Origin of the sequence: Mesorhizobium sp. J428, from assembly GCF_024699925.1 — a bacterium.
Classification (GTDB): Bacteria; Pseudomonadota; Alphaproteobacteria; order Rhizobiales; family Rhizobiaceae; genus Mesorhizobium_A.
The window spans coordinates 130044-153851 of sequence record NZ_JAJOMX010000005.1; the positions used below are offsets into that span (position 1 = coordinate 130044).

Annotated in this window: 21 protein-coding genes; 9 read left to right on the forward strand and 12 right to left on the reverse strand. The window is 63.5% G+C overall.

The genetic code is table 11. From position 1 onward, the window contains the following. Positions 1-92: 92 nt before the first annotated feature. Positions 93-359, reverse strand: a complete 267-nt coding sequence (locus LRS09_RS29555; RefSeq protein WP_257810771.1) for a hypothetical protein — start codon at positions 357-359, stop codon at positions 93-95. Here LRS09_RS29555 and LRS09_RS29560 point away from each other — a divergent pair. The 3 genes from LRS09_RS29560 to LRS09_RS29570 are packed head-to-tail and all read left to right on the forward strand — an operon-like array spanning position 330 to position 5402. Beyond that, positions 330-3632 carry a DEAD/DEAH box helicase gene (locus tag LRS09_RS29560; protein WP_257810772.1) on the forward strand — a complete coding sequence of 1101 codons (3303 nt, stop codon included), beginning with the start codon at positions 330-332 and terminating at the stop codon, positions 3630-3632. The genes LRS09_RS29555 and LRS09_RS29560 overlap by 30 nt on opposite strands. Then, complete coding sequence (locus LRS09_RS29565) at positions 3629-5176, forward strand: phosphatidylserine synthase (protein ID WP_257810773.1); 1548 nt, start codon at positions 3629-3631, stop codon at positions 5174-5176. The genes LRS09_RS29560 and LRS09_RS29565 overlap by 4 nt, the downstream gene beginning before the upstream one ends. Positions 5177-5189: 13 nt before the next feature. Continuing rightward, complete coding sequence (locus tag LRS09_RS29570; RefSeq protein WP_257810774.1) at positions 5190-5402, forward strand: hypothetical protein; 213 nt, start codon at positions 5190-5192, stop codon at positions 5400-5402. 71 nt (positions 5403-5473) lie between these two features. On the opposite strand, the gene LRS09_RS29575 is transcribed toward LRS09_RS29570, so the two are convergent. Beyond that, positions 5474-6007, reverse strand: coding sequence for a helix-turn-helix domain-containing protein (locus tag LRS09_RS29575; protein WP_257810775.1), 534 nt, complete (start codon positions 6005-6007; stop codon positions 5474-5476). Positions 6008-6243: 236 nt separating this feature from the next. Here LRS09_RS29575 and LRS09_RS29580 point away from each other — a divergent pair, with 236 nt between their 5' ends. After that, on the forward strand, positions 6244-6945 hold the full coding sequence (locus tag LRS09_RS29580; protein ID WP_257810776.1) for a hypothetical protein: 702 nt from the start codon (positions 6244-6246) through the stop codon (positions 6943-6945). A gap of 18 nt (positions 6946-6963) precedes the next feature. Further along, complete coding sequence (locus LRS09_RS29585; protein WP_257810777.1) at positions 6964-7515, forward strand: PIN domain-containing protein; 552 nt, start codon at positions 6964-6966, stop codon at positions 7513-7515. A 445-nt stretch (positions 7516-7960) separates the two neighbouring features. Here the strand turns inward: LRS09_RS29585 and LRS09_RS29590 are convergent, their stop codons facing one another. The 3 genes from LRS09_RS29590 to LRS09_RS29600 all read right to left on the reverse strand — a co-directional run bounded on the left by LRS09_RS29590 (position 7961) and on the right by LRS09_RS29600 (position 11280). Further along, positions 7961-8188: a hypothetical protein gene (locus LRS09_RS29590; protein WP_257810778.1), complete on the reverse strand. Its 228-nt coding sequence runs from the start codon at positions 8186-8188 to the stop codon at positions 7961-7963. Between the two features lie 9 nt (positions 8189-8197). Beyond that, complete coding sequence (locus LRS09_RS29595) at positions 8198-10612, reverse strand: relaxase/mobilization nuclease domain-containing protein (RefSeq protein WP_257810780.1); 2415 nt, start codon at positions 10610-10612, stop codon at positions 8198-8200. A 272-nt stretch (positions 10613-10884) separates the two neighbouring features. Further along, positions 10885-11280, reverse strand: coding sequence for a MobC family plasmid mobilization relaxosome protein (locus LRS09_RS29600; protein ID WP_257810781.1), 396 nt, complete (start codon positions 11278-11280; stop codon positions 10885-10887). 273 nt (positions 11281-11553) lie between these two features. On the opposite strand from LRS09_RS29600, the gene LRS09_RS29605 reads away from it, so the two are divergent. The 3 genes from LRS09_RS29605 (at position 11554) to LRS09_RS29615 (ending at position 13287) form a co-directional block, all read left to right on the forward strand. After that, positions 11554-12255 (forward strand): ParA family protein, encoded by a 702-nt coding sequence (locus LRS09_RS29605; RefSeq protein WP_257810782.1) that lies wholly within the window; start codon positions 11554-11556, stop codon positions 12253-12255. Continuing rightward, a complete protein-coding gene (locus LRS09_RS29610) occupies positions 12252-12608 on the forward strand; it encodes a hypothetical protein (RefSeq protein ID WP_257810783.1) in 357 nt (118 codons plus the stop codon). Before LRS09_RS29605 ends, LRS09_RS29610 begins: the two co-directional genes overlap by 4 nt. A gap of 175 nt (positions 12609-12783) precedes the next feature. Beyond that, positions 12784-13287 carry an XRE family transcriptional regulator gene (locus LRS09_RS29615; RefSeq protein ID WP_257810784.1) on the forward strand — a complete coding sequence of 168 codons (504 nt, stop codon included), beginning with the start codon at positions 12784-12786 and terminating at the stop codon, positions 13285-13287. 122 nt (positions 13288-13409) lie between these two features. Here LRS09_RS29615 and LRS09_RS29620 read toward each other — a convergent pair whose 3' ends face one another. Further along, positions 13410-13970 carry a hypothetical protein gene (locus LRS09_RS29620; protein WP_257810785.1) on the reverse strand — a complete coding sequence of 187 codons (561 nt, stop codon included), beginning with the start codon at positions 13968-13970 and terminating at the stop codon, positions 13410-13412. Positions 13971-14497: 527 nt separating this feature from the next. Between LRS09_RS29620 and LRS09_RS29625 the strand changes: the two genes are divergently transcribed. Next, positions 14498-14749, forward strand: a complete 252-nt coding sequence (locus LRS09_RS29625) for a WGR domain-containing protein (RefSeq protein ID WP_257810786.1) — start codon at positions 14498-14500, stop codon at positions 14747-14749. 77 nt (positions 14750-14826) lie between these two features. Here the strand turns inward: LRS09_RS29625 and LRS09_RS29630 are convergent, their stop codons facing one another. The 6 genes from LRS09_RS29630 to LRS09_RS29655 all read right to left on the reverse strand — a co-directional run bounded on the left by LRS09_RS29630 (position 14827) and on the right by LRS09_RS29655 (position 23693). Then, on the reverse strand, positions 14827-15153 hold the full coding sequence (locus LRS09_RS29630; protein WP_257810787.1) for a hypothetical protein: 327 nt from the start codon (positions 15151-15153) through the stop codon (positions 14827-14829). Between the two features lie 66 nt (positions 15154-15219). Continuing rightward, entirely contained in the window at positions 15220-15543 is a 324-nt protein-coding gene (locus LRS09_RS29635) for a DUF736 family protein (protein ID WP_257810788.1), read from the reverse strand. A 750-nt stretch (positions 15544-16293) separates the two neighbouring features. Continuing rightward, entirely contained in the window at positions 16294-16704 is a 411-nt protein-coding gene (locus LRS09_RS29640) for a hypothetical protein (protein ID WP_257810789.1), read from the reverse strand. Positions 16705-16964: 260 nt separating this feature from the next. After that, positions 16965-17906: a DUF2493 domain-containing protein gene (locus tag LRS09_RS29645; protein ID WP_257810790.1), complete on the reverse strand. Its 942-nt coding sequence runs from the start codon at positions 17904-17906 to the stop codon at positions 16965-16967. Positions 17907-18164: 258 nt separating this feature from the next. Further along, positions 18165-19223, reverse strand: coding sequence for a toprim domain-containing protein (locus tag LRS09_RS29650; RefSeq protein WP_257810791.1), 1059 nt, complete (start codon positions 19221-19223; stop codon positions 18165-18167). A gap of 12 nt (positions 19224-19235) precedes the next feature. Next, positions 19236-23693 carry a strawberry notch family protein gene (locus LRS09_RS29655; protein ID WP_257810792.1) on the reverse strand — a complete coding sequence of 1486 codons (4458 nt, stop codon included), beginning with the start codon at positions 23691-23693 and terminating at the stop codon, positions 19236-19238. Positions 23694-23808 lie beyond the last annotated feature (115 nt).

A 23808-nucleotide genomic window follows, 5' to 3' on the forward strand; every position in this document is an offset into this window, starting at 1 on the left:
TGAAGGTCGCGAAATGAAGTATTCGTCTAGGGGATTGGGCGAGTCGGGCGACTTTGGAGATGAAGAACTCAAAACGAAGCCAAAGCAGGACGTCACTTGACGATCGGTTTCACTTCGTCGGTGACGCGGTCGCCGCCGGCGACCAGGCTGCGCTCCGATCCGCGATCTTTGAGGTCGAGGACCGCGCCTCCGGAGGTGAATTTCTGTTGAAGCTTTGGCGCAAATCGGATGCGCAGGTCGATGATCACCTCCGGCAATTGTGGCTGCACGAGATGCGCCAGGTACAACGCATCATGGCGTATGCGGGTGCCCGTGATGTCATCGTGGAGGTGCTTGAATTCGTCGAGGACGACGAGCATTTCGGGGTGCTCCTCGAGAAGGACGGACATCCCCTGAGCGAGCGCATCCGACGTGTCTCCAGCCAACACTGGCTTCGCAATCTGGGTGCAACGAGATCGCGGGTGCTCTTCTGGCGCAACATCAAGCGTGTCGTCGCGGCGCTCGGGATCATCCATGCGCAAGGGCTCGTGCATGGTCGCCTGACCGCGGATGTCATCATGACTGAGGGATCCGATGAGCCGGATTTTCAGGTCGGCGGCTTCGAGTGGAGCCTGCGGGTCAGCGGGGACGCGGTCGGTCAGGTGCCGGCATCGGTGATGCCGCGGAAGAGTGCCGAAACGGCGCGACACTATTCGTTCGCGGAAGACTGGCGCGCTTTGGGCTTCCTGGCCGCGAACTGCCTCGACGCCGAGGTTCTGCCTTCCGGCAATGTCGCACCCCGCGCGGGAGCGCCGTCATCGATCGTGCTGCAGCCACCGGAGCAGATCTTTCTGAAGCGGCTGGTCGCGCCTGGGCGCATGGACCAACTCGACGCAGATTCGCTCGGCCGCGCCCTGGACGACGTCATCACCAATATCGGTGTCGTCGCAGCTGCCCACTCAGGCAGTTTCATCTTGATGTTCGATCTTCAATCGAAACTCGGCGATGCCGTCTACCGAGCGAGTGAAGGCGCCATTGCGACCGACGAGTTTCGCAAGCAGTTGGACTGGGTGCGGGCCGACCTGGATGGCGGGGCAACGCTCCTGGTGCCGCGCGAATTCGACCCGGCGAATGGCCGGCTGAAGCTTGTGACAGACAGCATGACCTATCGCCTGAGACCGTCGCGCGGGGAGGGAAGCGCAGCGGTTTGGGACATTGCAATCTGCCAGGAGGTTGAGCCTCGCGCTGCATCGTTCAGTGTCGGCGACACGGTTGAACATGCGATCGATCAGGAGGTTCTTGTAGCCACCGGCATACGGAACGCGCAGGACACGCGGGCACGACTTGGGCCGGACGTGCTCGACTGGAGCGCCTTTGCTGCTTCCCCGCAAAGCCGATCCCCTGGGATGGGCGACACCAATGCAGTGAAGAAAGCACTTCTGTTGATTCAGATCATTGAGGCGGTTGCAAAGGCGCTTGAGGTCTATCCGGTCGAGGTGCTCGACACAGGACAACAGGACGGCCGGAAATATGTTGTCTTGCGTGCCGAGCCGAACAACGATCGCGATCGGCTCGCCAAACGCATTGGAATGGTCGAATCGGCCAACGCGCTTGTCCGGCTTTTCGAGGAGGAGCACCAGGAAGCCGAAGCGAAATGGCGACTGAGCCAGGCCGCGAGCCTTGGGGCGACGCGCGCTGCCGATGTCGTCGCGAGCTTCATCGATCTCGTCGACCATCGTGGTCGCCGGGGTTACCGGTTCGAGATCGACGAGGAGTTGCCGGGGGAGCGACCCCTCTTCCTGCGCACGGAACGTGACGCCGGGACCGAACAGGTCATCGCCCGCCGGCTTCGCAACATCAAGGCGATTGATACGCGCGTCGATCTCGCTGCAATGCTTGTCGATCCCTGGCAGATTCGGCGCTCGAGCCGGGAAACACTAAGCGATGATGATCGGCGCGATGCGGCGTTCGTCGATCTCGACAAGCCTAAGCAGGAAGCTCTGGTCGGACTTTGGTCGACATTGCCGTCATTCTTCGTCGTCGGCCCGCCCGGCGTCGGTAAGACGAAGCTCGCCACGGAAGTAGTCCGCCGGCGGTTCAAAGGCGATCCGTCAACACGTATGCTGGTGTCCGCCCAAGGGCACGATGCACTCGACAACCTCCAGACGAAAATCAAGGAAACATTCGCCAAGGCCGGAATGAACGACGTCCTCCTTGTGCGCTCCACAACGCCGGAGGAGCGGCCCACGAGCGATGAGGAAATCCATCGTGCCGGAGCGGATTTCATAGGGAGGCTTGCGAGCAGCGCGCTGGCGAAGGACGCACCCCCGCAGATCAAGTCCCGCATAGTTGCATTGAATGATGCCGCAGAGCGGTTGAACGTCGCCAGAGACGGTGTCGATCGAGAACTGCGAGCCGGCCTCGGCGCCATTTCCCACCTCGTGCTCGACGCCGCGAACATCGTCATCTCGACCGCCAATTCGTCGGATGTGGAACGCCTGGTCGAGGCTCGGGAACAGTTCGATTGGGTCATCATCGAAGAAGCGGCAAAGGCATTGGGACCAGAGTTGCTCGGTCCGCTGATGCTTTCGGGCCGGCGGTTGATGATTGGCGATCACAATCAGCTTCCGCCTCAGGATGCAGAGCGGCTCGCAAAGATACTGGGGGACCATAGTCTGGTGAGCGAGGCCTTGGCACTTGCCGAGCAGATGATCGGGCCGCTCTTGAAGGACGATGAGCTGGACGACCTTGATTTTGACGAGGCAAGGAACCTGGTCGACACATGCGATATGGCTTTGCGCCTGCTCGAGCCGTTCCGCACCTTTGTCGAGGAAGACGAACGGCGGAACCGAGTCCAAGCCGGCCACAGGCCGATCGCTGCGACGCTGACGGAACAGCGCAGAATGGACCCTGCGATCGCCGAGGTCGTGTCGAAGGCATTCTACAAGGGGACGCTCCGGACCGAGGCGCGACGGGCGCGCGCAGCTGTAGAGGAAGCGCCGCCATTCGTTCATTTGGGCGGTGTGCCCGTGTCGCCGATCGTCGTGGTCGATTTTCCGCACGTAAGTTCGACCGGCAAATCCGACGCACTGGAAAGGTCACGCCCGCGTTGGCACAATCCGTCCGAGGTTGCCGCGGTGATCGATGTGCTGCGCCAGGTCAGAGCGCGGGAGGGATCCGAACAGCCAAGCCTCGCAATACTGACGCCCTACAAGGTTCAAGCCAAGAAGCTTCACGAACGCCTCAACGCGCTTCGGCGACAGGAGCTGAAGCACCTCGACGACTTCAAGGCCATCCGCAGCAATGGCGATTTCATCGGCACGGTGGACTCGTTTCAGGGCGGGGAAGCCGACCTCGTGATCCTGTCCCTCGTCAGGAACAATGCGATGGCGGGCGGGCGCGCCCTTGGATTCCTTCGAGATTCGCGACGGATGAACGTCGCGCTCAGTCGCGCGAAGTCGCAGCTGATCCTGGTCGGCAGCCTGGATTTCCTTCGTGAAACCGTCCGGGGTGTAAATCCTGACAACGAGACACACGACCTCTCGTTTCTCACCGAGGTCGTTGCCGCAATCACCGCGCTTCGCGACATAACGCGTAATGGCCTCCCTCTGGCCAGTTTCCTGAAGCCCGATGCGCTGAGACCGCGCGGATGAGCGTCGTCATTGCCATTCCTGTGTTCCGCATTGCCTGCAAGGTCGGTCTCGATCGGGGGCGGGCGTGGAGCGTGGTCGACGAGCTCCTGCTCTGGGCGGTGTGGAAAGAACCGAAGTCGATTGCAGCATTGGCCGCTGGCGCGAACCTCCCGCACCAGCTTGTGGTTGCGTCGATTGCACGGTTGATGCGCTTCCGGCTTGTAGAAGTGGTGCTGACCGACGAGGGCGTGACCTTCAAAGCCAGCGCCTTCGGGTTCGAGGCCGTCAACAGTGTCAACCCGTTGCCGTTCTTTCCGACACGGGTTTCGCGCCGGGTCAGCTTCGTCATCGAATGGGCAACGGGAGATTTTTTTCCGACCCGCCAGATCCGCCTCGTGACGCAGGCCAAACTTGAGGAATTGCGCAGCATCGGCACCGAGGTACGGGTCATTACCGTGGATGGTGGTGGCCCGTCGATGTCGCACGAGGCCAATCTCAATCGTCTGTCGGATATCGCCACACGCGGCCTGGACGAGCAGGTCGCATTGGTCGATGGGCGGACAGCTACGATGCGGGACGACGAATTCATGCTTCTTCGGGTGATCGACGGGTCAGCGCAGGGCGTCCCGCAGCATGCCGGGACGGCGCTGCGGGCTCTCGTGGATGAGGCCGCCCACTTGCCGGCCGGGACGACCGATTTCCAGGTCACCTACGCGGGGCCGAGGGAAACCCGGGACAATGAACCGGTTGTCCATGATTGCCGCTTTGACCCTGCCGACATCATAATCGGCGGTTCAGCGCAGCGTGATTGCCTCGAGCAGCTGTTGGGTCGGGCACATCGAAGGGTCATCATCCATTCGACATTCCTGGATGCAGCCCGTTTCTCGCAGTTGAAGCCCCTCATCCAAGCCGCATGCGCTCGCGGGGTTACCTTTGATCTGCTTTGGGGGGCGGAGAAGGACGAAGAAACGGCGGCAAGAAACGGAGCTGCAGCGTCCTCGATCGCCCAGATCGTGAGGGAGGATCGCGACATGAGAGGGCGGTTTCGCATTCACATGCGCACCACCGGCTCTCACGCCAAGGTGATCCTCGTCGACACCCCTAGCGATGGCTGGGTTGCCGGCATTGGATCGTGCAACTGGCTCTCCTCACCCTTTCAGTCAGTCGAGCTTTCGGTCCTTCTGCGCGACCAGCATCTCGTGGCCGATGTCGCGTCAGCTCTTCAGCGTCTGACCGGACGCCGCGGTCTGGCGGACTCGATCGCAACCGAGATGGCGATCACCGCCCGCGACATGCGGCGTTCGCCGAAAGTGGGCGGCAACGCACGGGTGTCGATTGTCGTGGGCGACGCTCATGACGGGATACTGCGCACCGCCAGCGGAACGGCCGAGCACAGGTTCGTTATCGGAAGCAATCGGCTCGGATCCACCGCCAGACCCGGCGCGCTGCTGCAGGGGGAGGTCGCGGCCCGCCGGGACGGGTTGCGATCTGTCGTTTTACACTCAGCCCTCCGGCCCCCTCAAGAACAGACATGCCCAGGCGCTAGAGGAGGAAGCACGGGCTGACGGCGTCGTCCTAGTGAAAACTAAAAAGATCCCACTGCATGGGAAATTTGCCCTGTGGGATAATGACGATCTCGTCGTGACCAGCTTGAACTGGGCGTCGGCCTCGGCCGACCCTGATTTTCCCTGGGGAGAAATTGGGGTCCATATCAATGCGCCGAACATCGCGTCGCATTCGCTTGCCCGGCTCGAAGCCATCTTCCCGATGTTGAACAGCTCGTCGGTCTGACGTGAGCCGAGAAAGGCTCTCAGCAGGCCGGATGGCGCGGCGGCGACACAATACGTGCAAATGGCGTTGTTCTAACGAGACTTCGCACCAAGCTCGTAGCCGCCAACCTCTTCGGTCAGCTGGCTGAGACGATCCAATGCCGTCGAACGCTTGGCGTCACGGCCTTCTTTGAATGCCATGACGTCCAGGACCCTAAGGCGCCGATGGCTGCCGACCTTTACAGCCGGCAGTTCACCGGCGTCGACCAACCGGACAAGATATTGGCGAGAGACGTTCAGGAATTCCGCCGCATCCTGCGTGGACAGCATGGCTTCCTCGGGTAGGACCGCAACTGGCGTTCCGTCGGCGAGCAGCTCCGCTGCGCGATAAACGACGTCGGTCAGGGCGTTCGGGAGCGTCAGCCGTTCACCTTTCGAATTGACCAGTTCAACCGTCTCCCGCCTGCTTCTCGACCCGGCCGAGATGAGCGATACCACACGAGCAGCCGCCGTTCGTTCGACGGCCGCAACGGCTTTCGAGATTTGAGGAGGCCTTTTGCCTGACTGTGTGCGGTGTGACGAAGCCATGTCGGCTATATGGCCCATAAACGCTACAAACGCAACCACCGCCCTCTCCGCGTCGGCATTGGAGCACATCGGAGCACCGATAAGCACGGGCAGCACAGTAGCACGCGCGAGCACTTATCGGCGGCTCCTAAGCCTCAGAAACTCTTACCATTTTCCGTTGAGGTGTGACGCATCCATGTCAATGCAAGGAGCTTACTGACTCATCCAGGCCACGAAGGCGTTTCAAACTTGACTGTTTCAAGCGCTCTTGAAATCCTCATGACTCTATTAAGTCATTGCTTTTGCACGATATTTGCCACATATATGCAGGCAACGAGCGATTCTCATGCGAGGCAATGATGGCGACGATAAAAGGGAAGGCGATAAAATCCAAGGACGTCGAGCTGCGCGATACGTTCTGGCCCGAAGCCGCAGAGCAGATCTGGGATCGCGGGCGCTACGACGGCTACGCGACCGTTCCGAAGACGATGCCACTCCTGATGCGAGCGCTGGATGAGCTTTCGAAAGGCAAGCCTCTCGGCCCGACCTATTTCGCGCTCTGGTGCGCCACATGGGACAACGGCTTCGTGCGGCTCGGCCGGTCGCCCGACCTCGCCTACGCCTCCGGATTTACGGGTCCGCGCGGCGTTCGGGGCTGGCAGGAACGATTGAAGATCCTCGAAGCCTTTGGCTTCGTCAAACTCCGTTCGGCAGGCGGTCAGAAATTCGGCCTGGCGCTCCTTCCCAATCCCAACATCGTGCTGCTGCGCCTGTGGGATCGCAAGAACCGCCACCAGAAGGGGCCGCTCGAACCCGCCGGTTTGGCCGGGCTCCAGGATGCGACGATGGCAGCCTTTCTCGAACGTGCGATCGACGTGAGCGCAAACGATGTTACCCGCGAGCATGCCCGCCTCAACAAGGCGTTGCGCGACGAAAGCGAGCAGGCTGAGGCAGGCAGTGCGAAACCTCGGAGCAAGCCCAAGCGGCCGGGAAAATAACTGGACCATGGAAAACCAATGCTGATCGCCATCCTTGACGCCGACGTCCTTTTCCCCATGCTGTTGCGGGACACGCTGCTGCGCGCAGCAGCGGCCGGCTGCTTTCGCCTTCAATGGTCCACCGAAATCCTTGACGAGGTCGTGCGCAATCTGGTTCGCGACTACGGCATGGACGCAGAGAAGGCGTCGGCACTGCGCGACCTGATGGAGGATGCTTACCCCGAGGCGAACGTTGAGGGATGGCAAGAGCTCGAAGCGGCCATGCGCAATCATCCCAAGGATCGGCACGTGGTGGCCGCGGCGGTTGCCGCCGGCGCGGATGTTATCGTGACGTCCAATGTAAGGGACTTCCAAATCCTCCCGCCCGGAATCGCTGCGATGAGGCCGGACGATTTTCTGGTCAAGCTGATCGAGACGTCCCCGGCAGAATTGAGGACAGCACTCCTTCGGCAGGCGGCCGGATACAGGCGGCCGGCCATGACCCTCGGCGAAGTGATAGAGGCTCTGAGGAGCGTCGCGCCACAGTTTGTCGCCAAAGCACTGGCAGAATTCGCCGGCCGAATCCGCTGATCGGATCTCGTTTTGAGCCTCGGAGGTGACGCGCCCCCATCTTGACTCGACATGTGGCGCTCTCCAGCGGCACACGATTGCCGTCTTCCCGGCTATCCTGGCGACTGGTGATTTAACGTACGTACGATTATGCGAATGATATCAATAAGTTAGTTCCATAACAAAACTTATGCGACTTTGCATTGAATTGTCTTGCAAGCTCAATCTTTGCTAGAAAGTCGAACGGGTTCTTTCGCAATGCAATATGGAAATTGTGCATTGCAATATCCCAAGCAAAAGGTATGATGCCAAGTGTCGGCCATCTACTCCTCCCAGATGCGATGCCGACATTGAAAGGTGGCGCACCTCCTCCCGCGCCGCTTTCGAATCGAGCCCGCTGCCACCTCCTCCCGGCAGCGGGCTTTTTTCGTCGCGGTCCTGATTTGTTCCAGTCCCGGATCCGGGGCTACCCCACAAGCCCCAGGAACCAGTCCCTGATCGGAATGAGCCAGCCTTCGACGGTGCTGTAGGCCCTTGCAATCCAGCCTTCCAACATGCGCAGCTGCGGCCCGAAATAGATCAATGGACCGACGACGACGAATGCCAGCATCAGGTAGGCCGAGATGGAGTCGAGGCCTTGGTCATCCGAGCCTTCTGGCGGTGGAAGTGGATTGATGTCCCAATCGCGTTTCATCTGTTGCTCCTAGCGCTCCCGGTCATCGCGATCCCGTTCGCGCCGCTCCTCGATCTCGCGCTCCAGTTCCTGCAGACGTGGAACGTGCTGCTGCGGTGGATCGGACCGCGCGTCGACCGCTGTCCGCTCGGGACTGTCCCGAACGACCGTTGGCGGCACATGCTGTCCCTCTGGACCTGAGAGATTGGCCTCGCGTTCGCGCGCGATCTCGCCATGGGCAAGCGGAACGACACGGTCATCATCATGGTCAAGCTCGTGTGCTCGCTCGTCGTTGGACGACTCCGCGGTGGTCGAGGGATTGTGGTGCCTCGGCGCCGCCTGCCCTTGTTCAGCCTGAAACGCCTCAAGTTCGCTGCTTCGCCGGTTGAAGTTCTCCCATGCGGCTTTTGAATCTTCCCTGGTCCAGGAGCCGTCGGCGCGGCCCCAGCCCGCTGACCCGATCCCGTTCTCCGCATCCGTGACGGCGATCTCCATTTCGAGCGTTCTCAGCCCCTGCTCGTAGTGTGCAAGCAGCTTCGCATCGCCCTTTGCGATGTCCGGGATGGGTCTTCCCTCAAAACCGTCATTGTATGAGGCGTCGCGCTCTTCTCGCATTTTCTCAAGCAGCTTGATCCGATCTGCGAGCTGCTCGTCATCCTGTGCGGCGTCGCGCACATGCGTGTTCTGATGTTCTACGGCGAGTTCCGCCGCCCGCCACAGGACAAGATTGAGGTTCTCGCGATAGGTCTCGACCGTTGCCTCGGAGTGGCTCCCGGTCCCGGCGCCGATCAACGTTGCACGCGAAGACCGGAGTTCGGCCAGAACTTCCTTTGCCGCTTCGGCCGACTGTCCGATCGGCGTCAGGTCCGCGCCAGCGTTGCGGCCGTGCAAATCATCCGGCGCATCGCGATACTCCTGCCGGGCGCCCTGAGGCTCGGCCGAGAGTTGCCGTTCGGTGAGATCCAGATACTCGCGACGAACATCCACCACTTCACGTGCGGCGGCAGCGACCTCGTCGAACTCCTCGCGCTCAGCTGGGTCAAGGGTCTGCTCGACCGAAGCTAGAACCGCTTCCACGCGTTTTTCGTAGGCATCGAATTCCGGACGCGTCATCTCCCGCATCTGTCCATCCTCACCGTTCACGATCTGACTAAACGTTATCATATTGGCTGCATTTTTGACAGCTCCTTGCTTAAAATCCTCTAATACTAGGCTATTTTGGTTGATATCTGGAGCGACTTCGAGACGGGCTTTCTGCAGCACCGCAAAATTGCGTTCCGGGGCGCCCGGCTCCTCGCTCGCTAGATCGCTCCAGACCTGCGCTGCCGTCGCCGCGTACTGGCTGCTCCGGTCCGAAGTTGTCGGGCTCAACGCATTCGACCGCTTCGCCTGATATCGAGCCTGTGCCGCGGCGCTCGTCCCCTCATACTCGGTTCGGCCACGATAGCTGACGGGCCGCACCTGGTTGCGCGTGTAGGCCGGCGCGCTAGCGAACTCCCGCCGATCGGTCAGTTCCATGTCGATGCCCTGCTCGCGCGCCTTCTCGGCCATCAGCGAGCGCCATTCCCGGAACAACTGCGGACTGGTGACGATCCGTTCGCCGGTTTCTGACCGCATGGTCACGATGGCATGGGCATGGATATGCGGACGCTTGCCGCCTTCCGCCATCTCCCTCGGATCGAGCGCCGGATCGTGGACGGCGAACACATAGCGGTGTCCCGCAAACTGCTCGCCCAGGAATTCGCGGACCGCTCCCTCGAACGCGGACGCATCCGTGCCGGCCCGGGCCGAGACGATCAGGTGCAGGACGTCCCTGCCCTTGCGGCTGTGCAGTTCCTTGCGCCATTCCTTCTGCACGAGATCGCCGGCCTGCGTCGCATCACCGATCAGCCGGCCGCTATCGTCGCGGACCTCGCCGTCGGTTGACGCGATCAGTTCCCGAACCCGGGCGGTGCCCCATTCCACGCAATTGCCGTAGCCATGAAAACGGAACCGCGCCTCGACGTCCCGGCCGGCCTTTGTGTCGTCGTAGCGCTGCTGCACGATCTCCGCGGCTTTCCGATCGCCAGTCAGCCGCTCTCCACTCCGGTCGCGCAGAACGACGACGCCACTGACATAGAGTTCCCCATCGGATCGCTCGCGCGCCGCATAGACGAACCGACGATCGCCAAAACCCGATCGCAGGATCTCGCTCAGCTGATCGTTCTGGTCGACGCCTGAGGAGAGCGAAACCGCGTCTATCGAGGCATGGAAGACGCCGAGATCCCGGCTGGCGGCACGATTGTCGAAGAGATGCTCCCACTCCGCGCGCTGTTCGGCGAGCGCGTCCCGGCCAAGCACGCGCTCGCCGCGCTCGTTCTCAACGGCAAGTTCTCCGCTTCGCGACGTGTAGCTCATCATCGCGGCCGCGCGACCGCCGCCGCCATAGGAGGCGAGCTTCACCACCGCCGGCTGGCTCCCCCGCGCCAGCGCCGCGAAGCGCGTTCGCATCGAGCGGCCGGCCGAGCCTGCGCCGCCACGCGACCACCGCGGTCGACTCCCGCCCAGCCGCCGCGCCCTGCCTAAGCCGCCAGACCCCTCCTCAGAAAGGCGCGCCACCCCTGCCCTTCGCGGCTCGTCCCAGTCGCTCTTTCCGACCTGGCCGAGTTGCATCTCATGCGTCAGCATGGCGCGTCGGCGCTCCCACTCCTGCTCGAAGGCGCCGGGAAGGATTTCCATCAGGCCCCCTCCCCACGTCTGACCGCAGCACACCGCCTGGTCATTTCAGCCAGCTCCGCTGCGAGAGCCGTCGCCACCCCATGCGCGTCCTTGATGCTGCCGGCGACGGCTCCATCGGCCGGCACCCTGCCGGTGTTGATGGCGCGCGCGATCTGGTTGAGGTTGCTGCCGATCGCACGCATGCCCTCGGCGAGCAGACCAAACACTGCACGATCTCCCTCCCCGAGGAACGGCCGCACGCCGGCGCCATCCATGGAGAGCGACCGCAGGAAGGCCGAGACGGTCATCCCGGCCGCGCTCGCTGCCGCCTCCAGGGCCTCGAACTCGGCCGGCGAGAAGCGTATATGCGCCACCCGGTCCTTGCGTTTCGATGCTTCTGAACGGCTGCCGGCCATCGACACACGCACCCTTGATCGTGGTGTTTGCGGCCGCAGGCCGCGGATCGAGGGCCTGTCCCTCGATCGTCAGGAAAAATGTATCACATTTTTCCGTATCCTGCCAACTCATAACACATGGATTTTTGCGACAATCTCCTTGAAGTGATGTTTTTCCATATCAATATGACTGTATTTTTCCATGTTCGTGTGCTTGCATGTCAATGTGAATCCACGTCCACACGGAAATGGATTCATGCGTCAGTAGAAACACATTTTTGTGGAGATTCCCCAATGACTGTCGTGATCGCAGCCATCAACGGCAAGGGAGGCGCGGGCAAGACCACCGCGCTGATGAACATCGCCGGCGAATATGCCCTGCGTGGCGGCAGAGTCGCCATGATCGACATGGACGCACGCAACAATCTGATGAAGTGGTGGATGGACTGCCAGGAGAAGGACGCCCAGCCCGGGGGGATCGAGGTCTACAGCCACAAGACGGCGAGAGGACTGGAGCGGTGGATGGAGGAAAGCGCTGCCGGGTTCGATCACGTGCTGATCGACACTCCGGGTGAAGATACCTCGATCGTCGATCCTGTGATCGCAGCGGCCGACCTGGTGATCTCGCCGATCCAGCCGTCAAAACGCGAAGTGCTCGGAGCCATTGATAGCTTCGAAAACGTAGTGCGCGTCAATGAGGCGCTGGGCCGTCAATGCCGGCACGGCGTGCTGCGGACGCGCATCACCGTGACGGTCAGGCATACGGAACTCTACCGGAAAATCAGGCCGATCATCGAGGACAAGGTTGGGACTTACCTGTTCCGCACCGAGGTGTTTGAGCGGAATGTCTATAAGGACATCCATAACGGCATCGGGACGCTGCAGATGCAGGAGGTGACGGAGGCGATCGCCAAGGCGCGCCGGGAGACGCAGGTGCTGGTGGAGGAAGTCGACGGATTGCTCACGGGCAGGATGCCAGCGTGGCGTGCGGCATGACCGGCAAAGCGACCCTGTCGTTCGATGAATTTGCCACCGCGCCGCGCAGGCAGCGGGCGGCGGCACCGGAAGGACCGCCTGGAGGGAACGCCGGACAGCCCCGCCAACCTGCGCCGACAACGGATTCGGGAAGCAAAGAAAGTCCAGAAGACGGTATCGTACAGTCGGAGGCGAGCAAGGCGCTGCGCCAGATGAAGCGGGCGCGCATGAAAGGCGCGAGTCATTTCGTGAACGTCAATCTGGACCGGGAAACCAAGCGGCGGCTGAAGCTGGCCTCCTTCAACATGGACACGTCGATGCAGGCGATCATGGAAAAGGCCATTCGGCAGTATCTCGACACGAACGGCTATTGAATGGAAGGCGGTCGCGGCTAGACTAGATCAAAAGACGAGTTGAAGTCGAGTCCGAATCCCTGCTAGGAACACCATCGTTTTGGCTCTGATTTCTTGGGGCTTTGAGCCAATGTGGGGATTTTCCTCGTCTCTTTTGACAGGGTTGGGGCAACGGGATTCGGGTCGAGCCCAGCAGATGGCGATCAAGGACGTACAGACTTACATCGACAGGCACGGCCTGGTCGAGACGAACGACTCAGAGGTCGACAAACCGATTTATCGCAAGCCGGGATTTGGCGGCGTTCGCAGCCTTCTGGAGATGGAGGAGGAAATCAGCCGCTATCTGCGCGAGCGACGCGATGCGCAGAACCTGAACCGCGAGCAGGTCGGCATGATGGTCGGGCTGCACCACGAAATTTACGCCCGCCACGAGCGGGCCGGAGCCAAGCTCAGGGTGACCCGGCTGCTTCATCTGGCAGAGTTGCTTGACTTCTCGCCGATCGAGGCGATTTACGCGGCGGCTCCGCAGTTTTTTGGTGAGACCGAGCAGGAGGCAGAGGTCCGATTCAAGCTCGTGATGCGCATGCTCGACCTGCCGGCTGCGACAGCCCAGAACCTTCTTATGCTGGTCGAGGAACTGTCGCTAGACAGCGGCGCGGAGAACGCGGCCAAGCCACCGGACACGAAACGCCGAGGCTGACTTGGATCCGCAAAAGAGGACCGGCGCTATCGACCGATAAGCGGGCATCGACACAGTGGGCCTGCCTCGTTGTGACAAACAGATAATCGAGGCGGCGACTTGCACCGCCTCGATCGCCGGCCTCATGGGTGACCGGCATCGGTCATTGCGAAAACCTCGTCTGGGTCCGCTCCGCTGCTTTCCCACCAGGCGGCCTCGGCTTCGGCCTCGTTGTAGTAGACGTTCTCGACGCTGAACCTCACGCCGCTGACGTCCTCGATTTCGGCGATGATGCTTGCGAGACCGCAGAGCTTGTCGGCCGGAACCGGAACCGTGATCGGCACATCGGAGTCTCGGAGATGCCATTCACCGGTGCTGAAATTGAAGTATTCGTGGGTGAGATCGTCAACGAGATACTCGTCGAGAAGCGCAACCGGTTCGACCAGCCACGTTTCATAGTACGCCATCTGGTAATGGTGCAGGTCGTAAGATGCATCCTCTTCGTCTTCGGTGCCGCGCGCTGCGACACGCGCCCGGTCAGCGGCGAGGATATTGCGTTGCGCGGCGATCATTTTCGCAAGCTTCGCGGCGAGCGAGTCGTGCACGCTGCGCGCCAGTTCGGTGTCGCAGCCGAGCCGGTTGGCGAGAACGAGGATGCGCAAGCCCGAGAGCTGCGCGACAAGCATGAGAGTGTTGTGTGCCATGTCATGGCCTCCTTCATCTTGATGACGGAGGCCCGGTGACGGGCAAGTCGAGCATCGGGTCAAGGATCGCGAAGCGACCGCCGGAGGCGGCAAGCGGAGGAACCGATTTTCCGTCGGCGCCCTCCTTCAGGGCGACGGCTGAAAATTGGAGGGGCCGCGCAGTCCTTGAGGCGATGGGAGCGGCCAGTAGACTGGGACGTCAGAGAGATCCGCATCCCCGTCAGGGGATGCGCCCATATCCGGCGACCAGCCGGCGGGGAGCGCGAGGGGTTGACCCTCGTGGCATCGGGGGCCGGTCGATCCGGTCCCCGATGCCCTGCGAGATGGGATCGTTACCGAAGGCGGAGACCGCTTCAGCGGGCTCCGTGAGCGGCGCGCGAGCGACGCGAGTAGAGCCCGGTCGGCCGCAGGCCGGCTCGCCCAAACATTGCACTTCCGGCCGATGCATCAGCAACCTGAATCGATGGAGACCGACCGATTCATAGAATGCGTTGGACGGCGTTGATCCGGGAAGCAACGATCACGTCATGCAGGCCGAAGACGCGATCCATCTCCACCGCATCGATCCTGCGCGCAACATGGCGCGGTTCTATCGCATGTCGTCGACGCCGAGCCTGTTCGGCGACATATGCCTCGTGCGTGAATGGGGACGGATCGGCAGGCCCGGCCGTATCCGGGTCGACCTTTACGAGACCCGGGAAGAAGCCATTGCCGCACGCGAGGCTCTATCGCGCCTGAGGCGGCGACGCGGCTATCGCGACCTGTCCAGAACGGAATGACGTTCGAGGGTGACGGCTAGCCCGGCACGAAAAGGGCCCGCGCCGGAACATCGTCCGGCGCGGGCCTTATGTGTCGGCTACTTGGATTGCAGGTGTCGCAGCAACGCAGCGAGCGGGCCGTCATGGGGAGGACGGTCGGCCTCGTCTGCGAAGTCGGCGCGGAGCTGCGCCACGACATCTTGGGGCAGCGGCATGAAGCTGTAGCCTCTGGACAGCGTCGCCGTCTGTAGAGCGTCGATCGTTTCGAACTCGCGATCGCTGTTGCCGAGCCACAGAGCGAGATCGTCGCCGGTCTCGTCGGGGAACGCCTGCAGGAAGAAAGTGCGCAGCGGCGGATCGTAGCCGATGACGGCTTGCGTGTCGGAGCGGCCGTCGCTGGTGACGGTGATGGTGTAGCGGCTCATGGAAGCCTCCTGATCGTGTGTCGAACGAAAGAGAGCCGACCCCTTGCGGGGCCGGCTCGCTGCGGTTCACTGCGGGTTGTTCCACAGGATCACCTTCTTGTTCTCGTCGCCGCCCGGTGCGGGAGCGAGGTTGCCAAAGATCACGCCGATCTCGGGGGCTTCGAGCTTGACCGAGAGGTATTCCTCGCCCGAACGCTGAGAGATGCGGTTCCAGCCGGCTCCGATCTCGAAGCCCGTGCGCTTGTTGACGATGCGGTAGTCGGGAGCATCCTCGCGGGACTTGTTGGTATTCGGGATCAGGGTGATCGGGGCGTTGACCCGCAGCGTGGCGAACACCCCTTCCATCGAGCCGTCGGCCTTGGCGGTGAGGTTTGCGATCGTGGTGGCCATGGGCATTTCTCCTTCGTTTGCATCGGGACCATTCCCGATGGCGCCGCTGGAGAGGGCCGACCTGCTGCGGTCACTCGGCACAAATTCTGGAAAATTCTATTTGCCGCAGACAGCGGGCCGCACTTTCAAAGGGCCCCGCTTGCGGGAAGGAAAGTGCCTGGCCCGCAAACAAAAGACCGAAATCGAATTTTCCTGAATTTTTGCCGAGCGTACCCCCAACGGGGGTTGACCGCAAAAGCAGGCGGTCCGCTACAAAGGCGACATAACCACGGGAATGCTCCGGATGTGAGCGAAGGTGACGAACCCCGGCCACCATCGCAGATCCTGCCCGGCGCGGCGGCGGTGGGTATGCGTTTGCCGCCCTGCGGATCTGTCCCTTCGTCACCGTGCCGCTCCGACCGCCCGCGAGGTGATCCCCAGCCCCAGCTTCCGTCACGCGCCGGGTTTCGCGGTCGCGGCAGGCTGGTGGTGCTCTGCTCCAACACCGGCGAGATGGCCCGCGATCAGGCACGACAGCCGAGTTTGTTGGCCCTGATCCGCAACCGCCCTGCCCTTGGCGCAACAGACAGGCAGGACGTCACTGAGGGATTGCCCGTGGTCCGCGACGGCCGGTCTCGCGGGGGCCGGCTTCGATTGGAGCAAGTGAACGATCGCCGCAGCCGGCGCCATCGTCGGGGTTGGCCTTCGGCCGGGTCAAAGTGGGCGGCTGGCGCCGCCTGGTCGCAAGCCGGGTAAAGTGGTCCGCCACGATCAGGCTTCGAGAGCGAGACGCTCGTCCGCCGTCATGCGGGCTTCGACAGCGCCGCGCACGTCAGACCCGGCATTGCGCAGCATGGCGCTCCAGTCCGCCGTATTGTGGATGGTCGCCGCCCTGCCACGCAGGATATCGTAGACGACGCACGGCGATCCGATCACGGCAAGGCGCATGACGTTGAGGCATGTGCCCGGCGAGGCGCCGTCCCAGATCATCAGGCCGAAATCGGCGCGCCGGGCCATCTCGCGGTCCTTCGCTGCATGGAACGCAGATCCCTGAGCACCGTCGGCCGGCGGTATGCGATAGGCCGCCCAGTCGCCGAGATTGTTGCGAGGTTCCCTTCCGGCATGGAAGACGCCGACATGTTCGTAGCCGTGCCCCGGCGAGCAGGCTCTGCACCTCGGCATCTGCGCCAGGTGCATCGCCGATCAGCACGCCGTGCTCGGCCGCCACGATCGCGCCGATGCGCGCGACGGCGGATTGCGGCAATTCGAATATGTCGCGTGACCCGCCTATGAATATCATCGCCATGGTGACTCTCCTTTTTCCTGCAACCCCCGCCCCTCTGCCTCCTGCCTCTCCCTCTGGGCGCGCGCGACATGCTGCGCTGTGCCGGCTGTCGAGGAGCGACGCGCCGTGGTCGGCGCATCGCCAAGGAAACCGGCGCTTACGCGCCGGCCTCCGTGAACCGCCACACCGGGATGCCGAGGCGGCGGGCCTTGTCAGCCAGGTTCTCGGTGATGCCCGAGCCGGGGAAGACGATCAGCCCGTAGGGCATCACCGAAAGAAGCTGGTCGTTGCGCCGAAACGGGGCGGCCTTGGCGTGCCGGTTCCAGTCCGGCTTGAAGGCGATCTGCGTGACCTTCCGGCTCTCGGCCCAGCAGGCGGCGATGCGCTCGGCTCCGCGCGGGCTGCCGCCGTGCAGCAGCACCATATCCGGGTGCTTCTCGCGGGCCTTGTCGAGCGCATCCCAGATCCGCTCGTGATCGTTGCAGTCGAGGCCGCCGGCAAAGGCGATCTTGGTGCCGGCCGGCACGAGCACCTCGGTCTCGGCGTGGCGGCGGGCGGCCAGGAAGTCGCGACTGTCGATGACCGCTGACGTCATCGCCTGATGGTTGACCTTGGAACCGGTGCGTGGCCGCCAGGCCGATCCCGTTTGCGCCTCGTAGAGGTCGGCGGCCTCGTCGCGCATGATTTCCAGCACGTTGCGGCGCTCGACATAGGTGATGCCCTCGGCCGTGAGCCGTTCCAGCTCGACGGACTTCACCTCCGAGCCATCCTGCTCTTCCTGACTCGATCGCTGCGCTTCCTCGTTGCGGTCGAGGTTGCGGGCGACGCGCTCGGCGGCGCGGTGGAAGAGATTGGCGAACGACCAGAGCAGGTCGTCGAGGTCGGGTTCGAGCCTGGTGTCGCCGAGCATGCCGGCGAAGGTCTCGACAATCCCGGCGAGACCGGCCCGGATCACCTCATGGTCGGGCAGCGGCCGCGGGTCCGGCTCGTCCTGATGCGGACGGTGGCCGTACATCTGCAGCTCGAGGATGACGCGGTCGGTCGGCGAGGAGGCGTGGTAGGGCTCGTAGGCGTCGTCGAAGGGAAGCTCGTAGGTCATGGCGGGTTTCCGTCGGTTGTGGCCGCGCCTGTCGCGGCCTGACAGCGCATCCCGGCCGCGCCCCGAGCGCGGCCGCACCGAAGGCCGAAGCGAGGCGGAGGACGGCGCAGCCGTTGCGGCCGTGACCGGGGGGTGGCAGGGATCGCCCCTCAGGCAGGCCGCGGGCGCGGCCTCTCCGGCGGACCGCCGCCATGCCTGCGAGACTTCCGATGATGCTGCCCTGCCCGCCTGCCGGCAGATGCCTATCGGTTGGGCCGCTCATCCGGACGGCAGGAAGCGACCGGCATCCTCCGGGATTAGCTGATTACCGAGCCATGCGGCGAGATGAGCAGGGCCGAGATGGCGCAGATCGTCGTTGAAGTCACCGAGCTGCGGCCGCAGCGACAGAGCGAGGATCCCGGCCTCGCCTGCGCGCTGGCTGAGACGTTCGATGCCGTGCCGGCCGGCGGCGTCGGCATCGGCCGCGATGTAAAGGCGACGGCAGCCAGGCGGGAAGGTGAGGCCGGCGAGGTGATTTGCCGAGGTGGCGGCGGCCACCGGCAGCGCCGGCATCACCGTGCGCAGCGACGCCATCGTCTCAAAACCCTCGCCGGCGGCCATGACCGGAACGGGCTTGCCGGGATCGAGGCCGAGCCAGATGCCGTTGCCCAGGAGATGACCGAGCGAGCGGCGGGGGTCGGCAATCCGCGCCTTGCCAACCTTGCCGCTCGGATCGAGCCCAGAGGACAGATAAGTGCGCTGCAGGCCGCTGATGCGTCCGTCCAGACTGGTAACGGCCGCGATCAATGCGGGCAGGGTCAGCGTCTTGGCCGTCACGAGATCGCGGTAATAGCAGCCGGGGTGAAAGCGCAGGGCGCGCTCACGCGCGGTCAAGAGAATGCCGCGGCCAGCGAGATAACGTTCGGCAAGCGAGCCGGCGATCGGCTGCGACATGGCGAACAGGCGACACGCCGCCTCGGGAGAGCCGCTTGCCGCGGCAGGCTGGTGCCGCGCACCAGGGTTCTGGGCCTGCGGTCGCGGCATGGCGAGGAAGCGCAGCGCTTCATCCACGACATCGCGGAACTCGACGAGGCCGCAGCTTTCGCGGATGACATCGAGCAGATCGCCGTATTCGGACGTCGCCTCGTCCACCCACTTGCCAGCCGGGCCCTTGGCATTGGATTTCAGCCGCACATGCAGGGAGCGGCCGCGCGTGTTGCGGACATCACCGACGATCCAGTGATTGCCGGAGCGATGACCGTTGGAGAGGTATTCGCGGCACACCGCCTCGGCATGTTCGCCGAGACGGCGTGCCAGCTCGGAGGCCGAGCCGTTCATGATCGCCTCCAATCACGCTGCCGCCGTGCGGTCGGTGACCCCGACCAGCGTGTGGCGATCGAAAAGTGAGGCAAGGATGGCGGAGCCTTGCCCACCCGTTGGGATGAACAATCGCAGCTTCCAGGAGATGATTTCGGAGATCAGGCCGAGGGCCTTGAGACGCGGAATCATCGCGTCGGTGAAGCCGATCAATTCGACGCGATAGTCGCTCATGACGCGGCTGCGGCGCAGGATCAGGCCATCGGCAAGCTGCAGTCCGATCCGTCCTTCGACTAGCCCGGTCCAGGCGTCCTCCAGTGCTAGCGTCGGCATGTTGTCTATACCGAGATTGCGCAACATGGTCGCCACCATCGTCGGCGCGATGTGGCGGCCGATGATGCGTTCGCCCGCGTCGGTCTGGATCCGGTAGACCTGGCAATCATGGTCAGGCAGACGCCGCCAGATCGGCAGGAGGAGTCCCGTGACGATGTGGAATGTGCTGGTGGTGAACTCCGGGACGGCGGCGACCTCCGTCTGCCACAACTCGCAGAACAGCTTTCGGTCGGCCGGCTGCCAATGGGTTTCGGCAAGGGCGTCGAGGCCGAAGCGCAGCTCGTCGGTCGGCCGAAGCAAGCGCACGCGGTGTTCGACAGTGCCATCGTCGAGCATGAGGCTCGCGGTCGGAAGCTGGATCGCCGCGCGGCTCGATCGCGTGTTGACCAGCAGGACCGATTGCGGCTCCGCACGTGCGATAGCCAGTGCGTCGACCAGGCCGAGCGGGAGAATGCGGTCTTTGCGCGCGACGGTGAGCACGTGTGACTGCGCACCTGAGACCGGGTGGGTGTAGACGGTCCTGCGGTCGGTGACGACGATGCTTTCCGCCGTGATCGTCTCCAGCCCCTTGTCGTAGGCGCCGGCGGCAATGGCGCCCTCAACCTTCGCCGCCATCAACTGCTCGAACACTTCGAAGAGCAGATTCTGGGTTTCGATACGCAGGGCCAGCAGCCGGTTGAGCCAGGTCGTGATCGGCGGCAGCTCGTCGCGCAAACCGCCCTCGTCCGTGGTCAGCGACAGGCCGGTGACTGTCTCGAAACTCGTGAGCGAGCAGCCCTCGATCTTGCCGTGGTGCAGCAGCCAGTAGAACTGGCGTAGTGCGGCGCGGGCATAGGGGCTTTCCAGATTGTCCTCGGACCGGAACAGCCCTGCGCCGCCGGTCTGGCGCTGGCCGCGCGTAATCGCGCCCAACGTGTCGAGCCGTCGTGCGATGGTCGACAGGAAGCGCTTGCCCGCCTTCACATTGGCGGCCATCGGCCGGAACAGAGGCGACTGCGCCTGGTTGGTGCGATGGGTCCGTCCGAGACCCTGGATCGCATTGTCGGCGCGCCAGCCGGCTTCCAACAGATAGTGCTTGCGCAGCCTCTGGTTCCTGGCCCCAAGATCGGCGTGATAGGAGCGACCAGTGCCGCCGGCGTCGGAAAAGATCAGCACGCTTTTGTCGTCATCCATGAAGCTCTGGGTCTCGGCGAGATTGGCCGAACCCGGACGGTTCTCGACGGCGAGCCGGTCGATGCCGTCGCGGCCGGTCTTCCTGACGGTACGGCGCGAGCGCCCGGTCACCTCGGCAACGGTGTCGGTGCCGAAATGATGGATGATCTGATCGAGCGCGCTGCCGACTGGCGGCAGCGAGGCCAGCCTTTCGATCATTTCGTCACGCCGGCGCACCGCCTCCCGGCACTGCACCGGATTGCCATCGGCGTCATGCACGGGCCGCGAATAAACATTGCCCTCGGCGTCCGAATATTCCTCGAACAGTTGCGTCGGGAACGAGTGCATCAAATACCCGCCGACGTATTCGCGTGGCGTCACATCGACATGGAGATCGGACCATTCCTCGGTCGGGATTTCCGCCAACCGCCGTTCCATCAGCGCCTCGCCAGTCGAGACGATCTGCACCACCGCGGAATGGCCATCGGCCCGGTCCTTCTCGATCGCGCCGATCAGCGTCGGCGTCATCATCGAGGTGATGAGGTGATTGAAGAAGCGCTGCTTGGTGCTCTCGAAGGCCGAGCGCGCTGCGGCCTTGGCGTTGCGGTTCAGCGTGCCGGCATCGCTTGTGATGTTCGTTGCTTCGAGCGCCGCGGTCAGGTTGTTATGAATGACCTGGAAGGCGTCCGCATAGGCATTGTAGATACGGATCTGCTCGTCGGTCAGTTCGTGCTCGAGCAGGTCGTATTCGACGCCGTCATAGGAGAGCGAGCGCGACGTGTAGAGCCCGAGCGACTTGAGGTCGCGCGCGAGCACTTCCATCGCCGCCACCCCGCCGTCCTCGATCGCCGCGACGAACTCGGCACGGTTGGCGAACGGAAAATCCTCGCTACCCCAGATGCCGAGGCGCTGCGCATAGGCAAGGTTCTCGACGGCGGTCGCCCCTGTTGCCGAGACATAGACGATGCGGGCGTCGGGCAGCGCATGCTGCAGGCGCAAGCCCGCCCTGCCTTGTTGTGAGGGAGCCACTTCACCGCGCTCGCTCTTGCCGCCGGCGGCATTGGCCATAGCGTGGGCTTCATCAAACACCACCACGCCACCGAAGTCCTTTCCGACCCAGTCGATGATCTGGGCGATGCGGGATTTCTTGCCGTCGCGCTCCTGCGAGCGGAGTGTGGCGTAGGTTGTGAACAGGATGCCTTCGGCAAGGCGGATCGGTGTGCCCTGCCGATAGCGCGAGAGAGGCTGGACGAGAAGGCGCTCCTGTCCGAGCGCTGCCCAGTCGCGCTGGGCGTCTTCCAGAAGCTTGTCCGATTTGGAAATCCAGATCGCGCGGCGACGGCCTTGCAGCCAGTTGTCGAGAATTATTCCGGCAACCTGTCGTCCCTTGCCGCAGCCGGTTCCATCGCCCAAAAACCATCCACGGCGGAAGCGGACGGCGTTCTCGGCGCCTTCGGGGGCGGCCGAGACGACATCGCAGGTTTCGTCGACCGTCCACGTGCCGGAGAGGTGACCGGAATGCGCCTCACCGGCATAGATCACACTTTCGATCTGGGCGTCGGACAGCTTGCCCTCGTCGACGATCGCATCCGGCAGGAGGGGCCGGTAGGACGGCTTCGGCGGCGCGACCGCAGCCATGGCGGCTGACTGAACGAGGGCTGTCGGATGCGGTTTGGCGCGCGCGATGTGGATCGACTGGAGCGCGTAGGGCTCGTAGATCGTGTCAGTGAGCCGGCCGCCCTCCTCCGGCATCCAGTCGCGCAGTTCATAGGCAAGCGGATCGGCAGGCGTGGCGTCTGGCACGACCGGTCGGGTGGGCTTCGCCCGGGCAACCGGACGGGCCGGCCGGGTGGTCTTCGCAACGGACGCCGCAACTGCGACGGGTGCGGCTCCCGGCGCGGATCGCGCGGCCATCTGAATGGCGGCATGGCGCAGGATGTCGCTCGATAGGGCACCGATCGAGTCCGGAAAGCCGCCCGGTGCGCGGGGCGGAAGGGCGGATACCCACGACAGCAGCGTTTCAACGTCTAAGGCCTTGCCCGGCGACGCAACGAATCCGGACGGGTCTGCCGCGGGCACCTTGTCGATGATCGTCAGGCGGGTTTCGGCCGTGGTGCCATGGCGGGCATAAACACGGCCATCGATCGCGGCTGTGAAGATGATCCTGCCCTGCTGCTGGAGCCCCTCGAAGGCAGGCCGCCATTTGGGATTCTCCGGCGAGAGCCCGGTGCCGGTGATGGCGACAAGTCGCCCGCGGGCGCGCAGCCGGGCGAATGCGGAGGACAGGTGCCGCCATGCCGCATCGGCGACATGGCCGTCGACATAGGCTCCGACGGTAAAGGGCGGGTTCATAAGGACGACGGAGGGCTGCACCGCCGCATCGAGATGATCGTCGATATGGGCTGCGTCGTGCCGGGAAACGGGGGCACGCGGAAACAGCAGGCCGAGCAGATCGGCGCGCGTCGCGGCAAGCTCGTTGAGGGCGATCGAGGCTCGGGCGATCTCAGAATGGACGGCGAGAAGGCCTGTGCCGGCCGAGGGTTCGAGAACGATGTCCGAAGAGGAGATCGCGGCTGCGTGCGCGGTGACGAAGGAGAGCAGCAGGGGCGTCGACAGCTGCTGCATGGCCTGGCTCTCGTCCGAGCGGCGCGTGTGGGTGGGAACAAGTTCGGCGATACGCCTCATCATCCCCAGTGTCGCCTGCGGCGTGGCGGACCGAGACAGGATCGTCGGTCCGAAGCGGCGCAGAAACAGAACCTGGGCGGCTTCGAGCGCCTCATAGGCGTCTTTCCAGACCCAGAAACCTTGTGCGTCGGTGCCGCCGAAGCTGTCGGTCATGGCCGTGCGTAATGCCGCGGTGGTGATGGCTTTGCCCTGTTCGAGAAAGGGCAAGAGCGACACTGCCGCCCGGTGAAACGCCTGGGCGGTGTCGATGGCGTCGGATGCTGGTGCGGCAAGGGGAGCGGCCGTCCGGGCGACGGCCAATGGGCCCGAAACAATGTTCATGGAGATGTCCTTCGCGAGAGAGAGTGTCTGCCCCGCCGGCACTCTCTGTGCCCCGGCCGGGCCGCGCTCCTTCCGGCCCCGCTCTTCCTCTTGCGACGAGAAGCGAGATGTGGCG

Bases quoted from the DNA above. Each gene is read 5' to 3' on its own strand.
- LRS09_RS29565 (WP_257810773.1), top strand. From the start codon at position 3,629: ATGAGCGTCGTCATTGCCATTCCTGTGTTCCGCATTGCCTGCAAGGTC.
- LRS09_RS29645 (WP_257810790.1), bottom strand. From the start codon at position 17,906: ATGACCTACGAGCTTCCCTTCGACGACGCCTACGAGCCCTACCACGCC.
- LRS09_RS29600 (WP_257810781.1), bottom strand. From the start codon at position 11,280: ATGGCCGGCAGCCGTTCAGAAGCATCGAAACGCAAGGACCGGGTGGCG.
- LRS09_RS29640 (WP_257810789.1), bottom strand. From the start codon at position 16,704: ATGCCGAGGTGCAGAGCCTGCTCGCCGGGGCACGGCTACGAACATGTC.
- LRS09_RS29635 (WP_257810788.1), bottom strand. From the start codon at position 15,543: ATGGCCACCACGATCGCAAACCTCACCGCCAAGGCCGACGGCTCGATG.
- LRS09_RS29625 (WP_257810786.1), top strand. From the start codon at position 14,498: ATGCAGGCCGAAGACGCGATCCATCTCCACCGCATCGATCCTGCGCGC.
- LRS09_RS29620 (WP_257810785.1), bottom strand. From the start codon at position 13,970: ATGGCACACAACACTCTCATGCTTGTCGCGCAGCTCTCGGGCTTGCGC.
- LRS09_RS29655 (WP_257810792.1), bottom strand. From the start codon at position 23,693: ATGAACATTGTTTCGGGCCCATTGGCCGTCGCCCGGACGGCCGCTCCC.
- LRS09_RS29650 (WP_257810791.1), bottom strand. From the start codon at position 19,223: ATGAACGGCTCGGCCTCCGAGCTGGCACGCCGTCTCGGCGAACATGCC.
- LRS09_RS29590 (WP_257810778.1), bottom strand. From the start codon at position 8,188: ATGAAACGCGATTGGGACATCAATCCACTTCCACCGCCAGAAGGCTCG.
- LRS09_RS29555 (WP_257810771.1), bottom strand. From the start codon at position 359: ATGCTCGTCGTCCTCGACGAATTCAAGCACCTCCACGATGACATCACG.
- LRS09_RS29585 (WP_257810777.1), top strand. From the start codon at position 6,964: ATGCTGATCGCCATCCTTGACGCCGACGTCCTTTTCCCCATGCTGTTG.
- LRS09_RS29610 (WP_257810783.1), top strand. From the start codon at position 12,252: ATGACCGGCAAAGCGACCCTGTCGTTCGATGAATTTGCCACCGCGCCG.
- LRS09_RS29605 (WP_257810782.1), top strand. From the start codon at position 11,554: ATGACTGTCGTGATCGCAGCCATCAACGGCAAGGGAGGCGCGGGCAAG.
- LRS09_RS29615 (WP_257810784.1), top strand. From the start codon at position 12,784: ATGGCGATCAAGGACGTACAGACTTACATCGACAGGCACGGCCTGGTC.
- LRS09_RS29630 (WP_257810787.1), bottom strand. From the start codon at position 15,153: ATGAGCCGCTACACCATCACCGTCACCAGCGACGGCCGCTCCGACACG.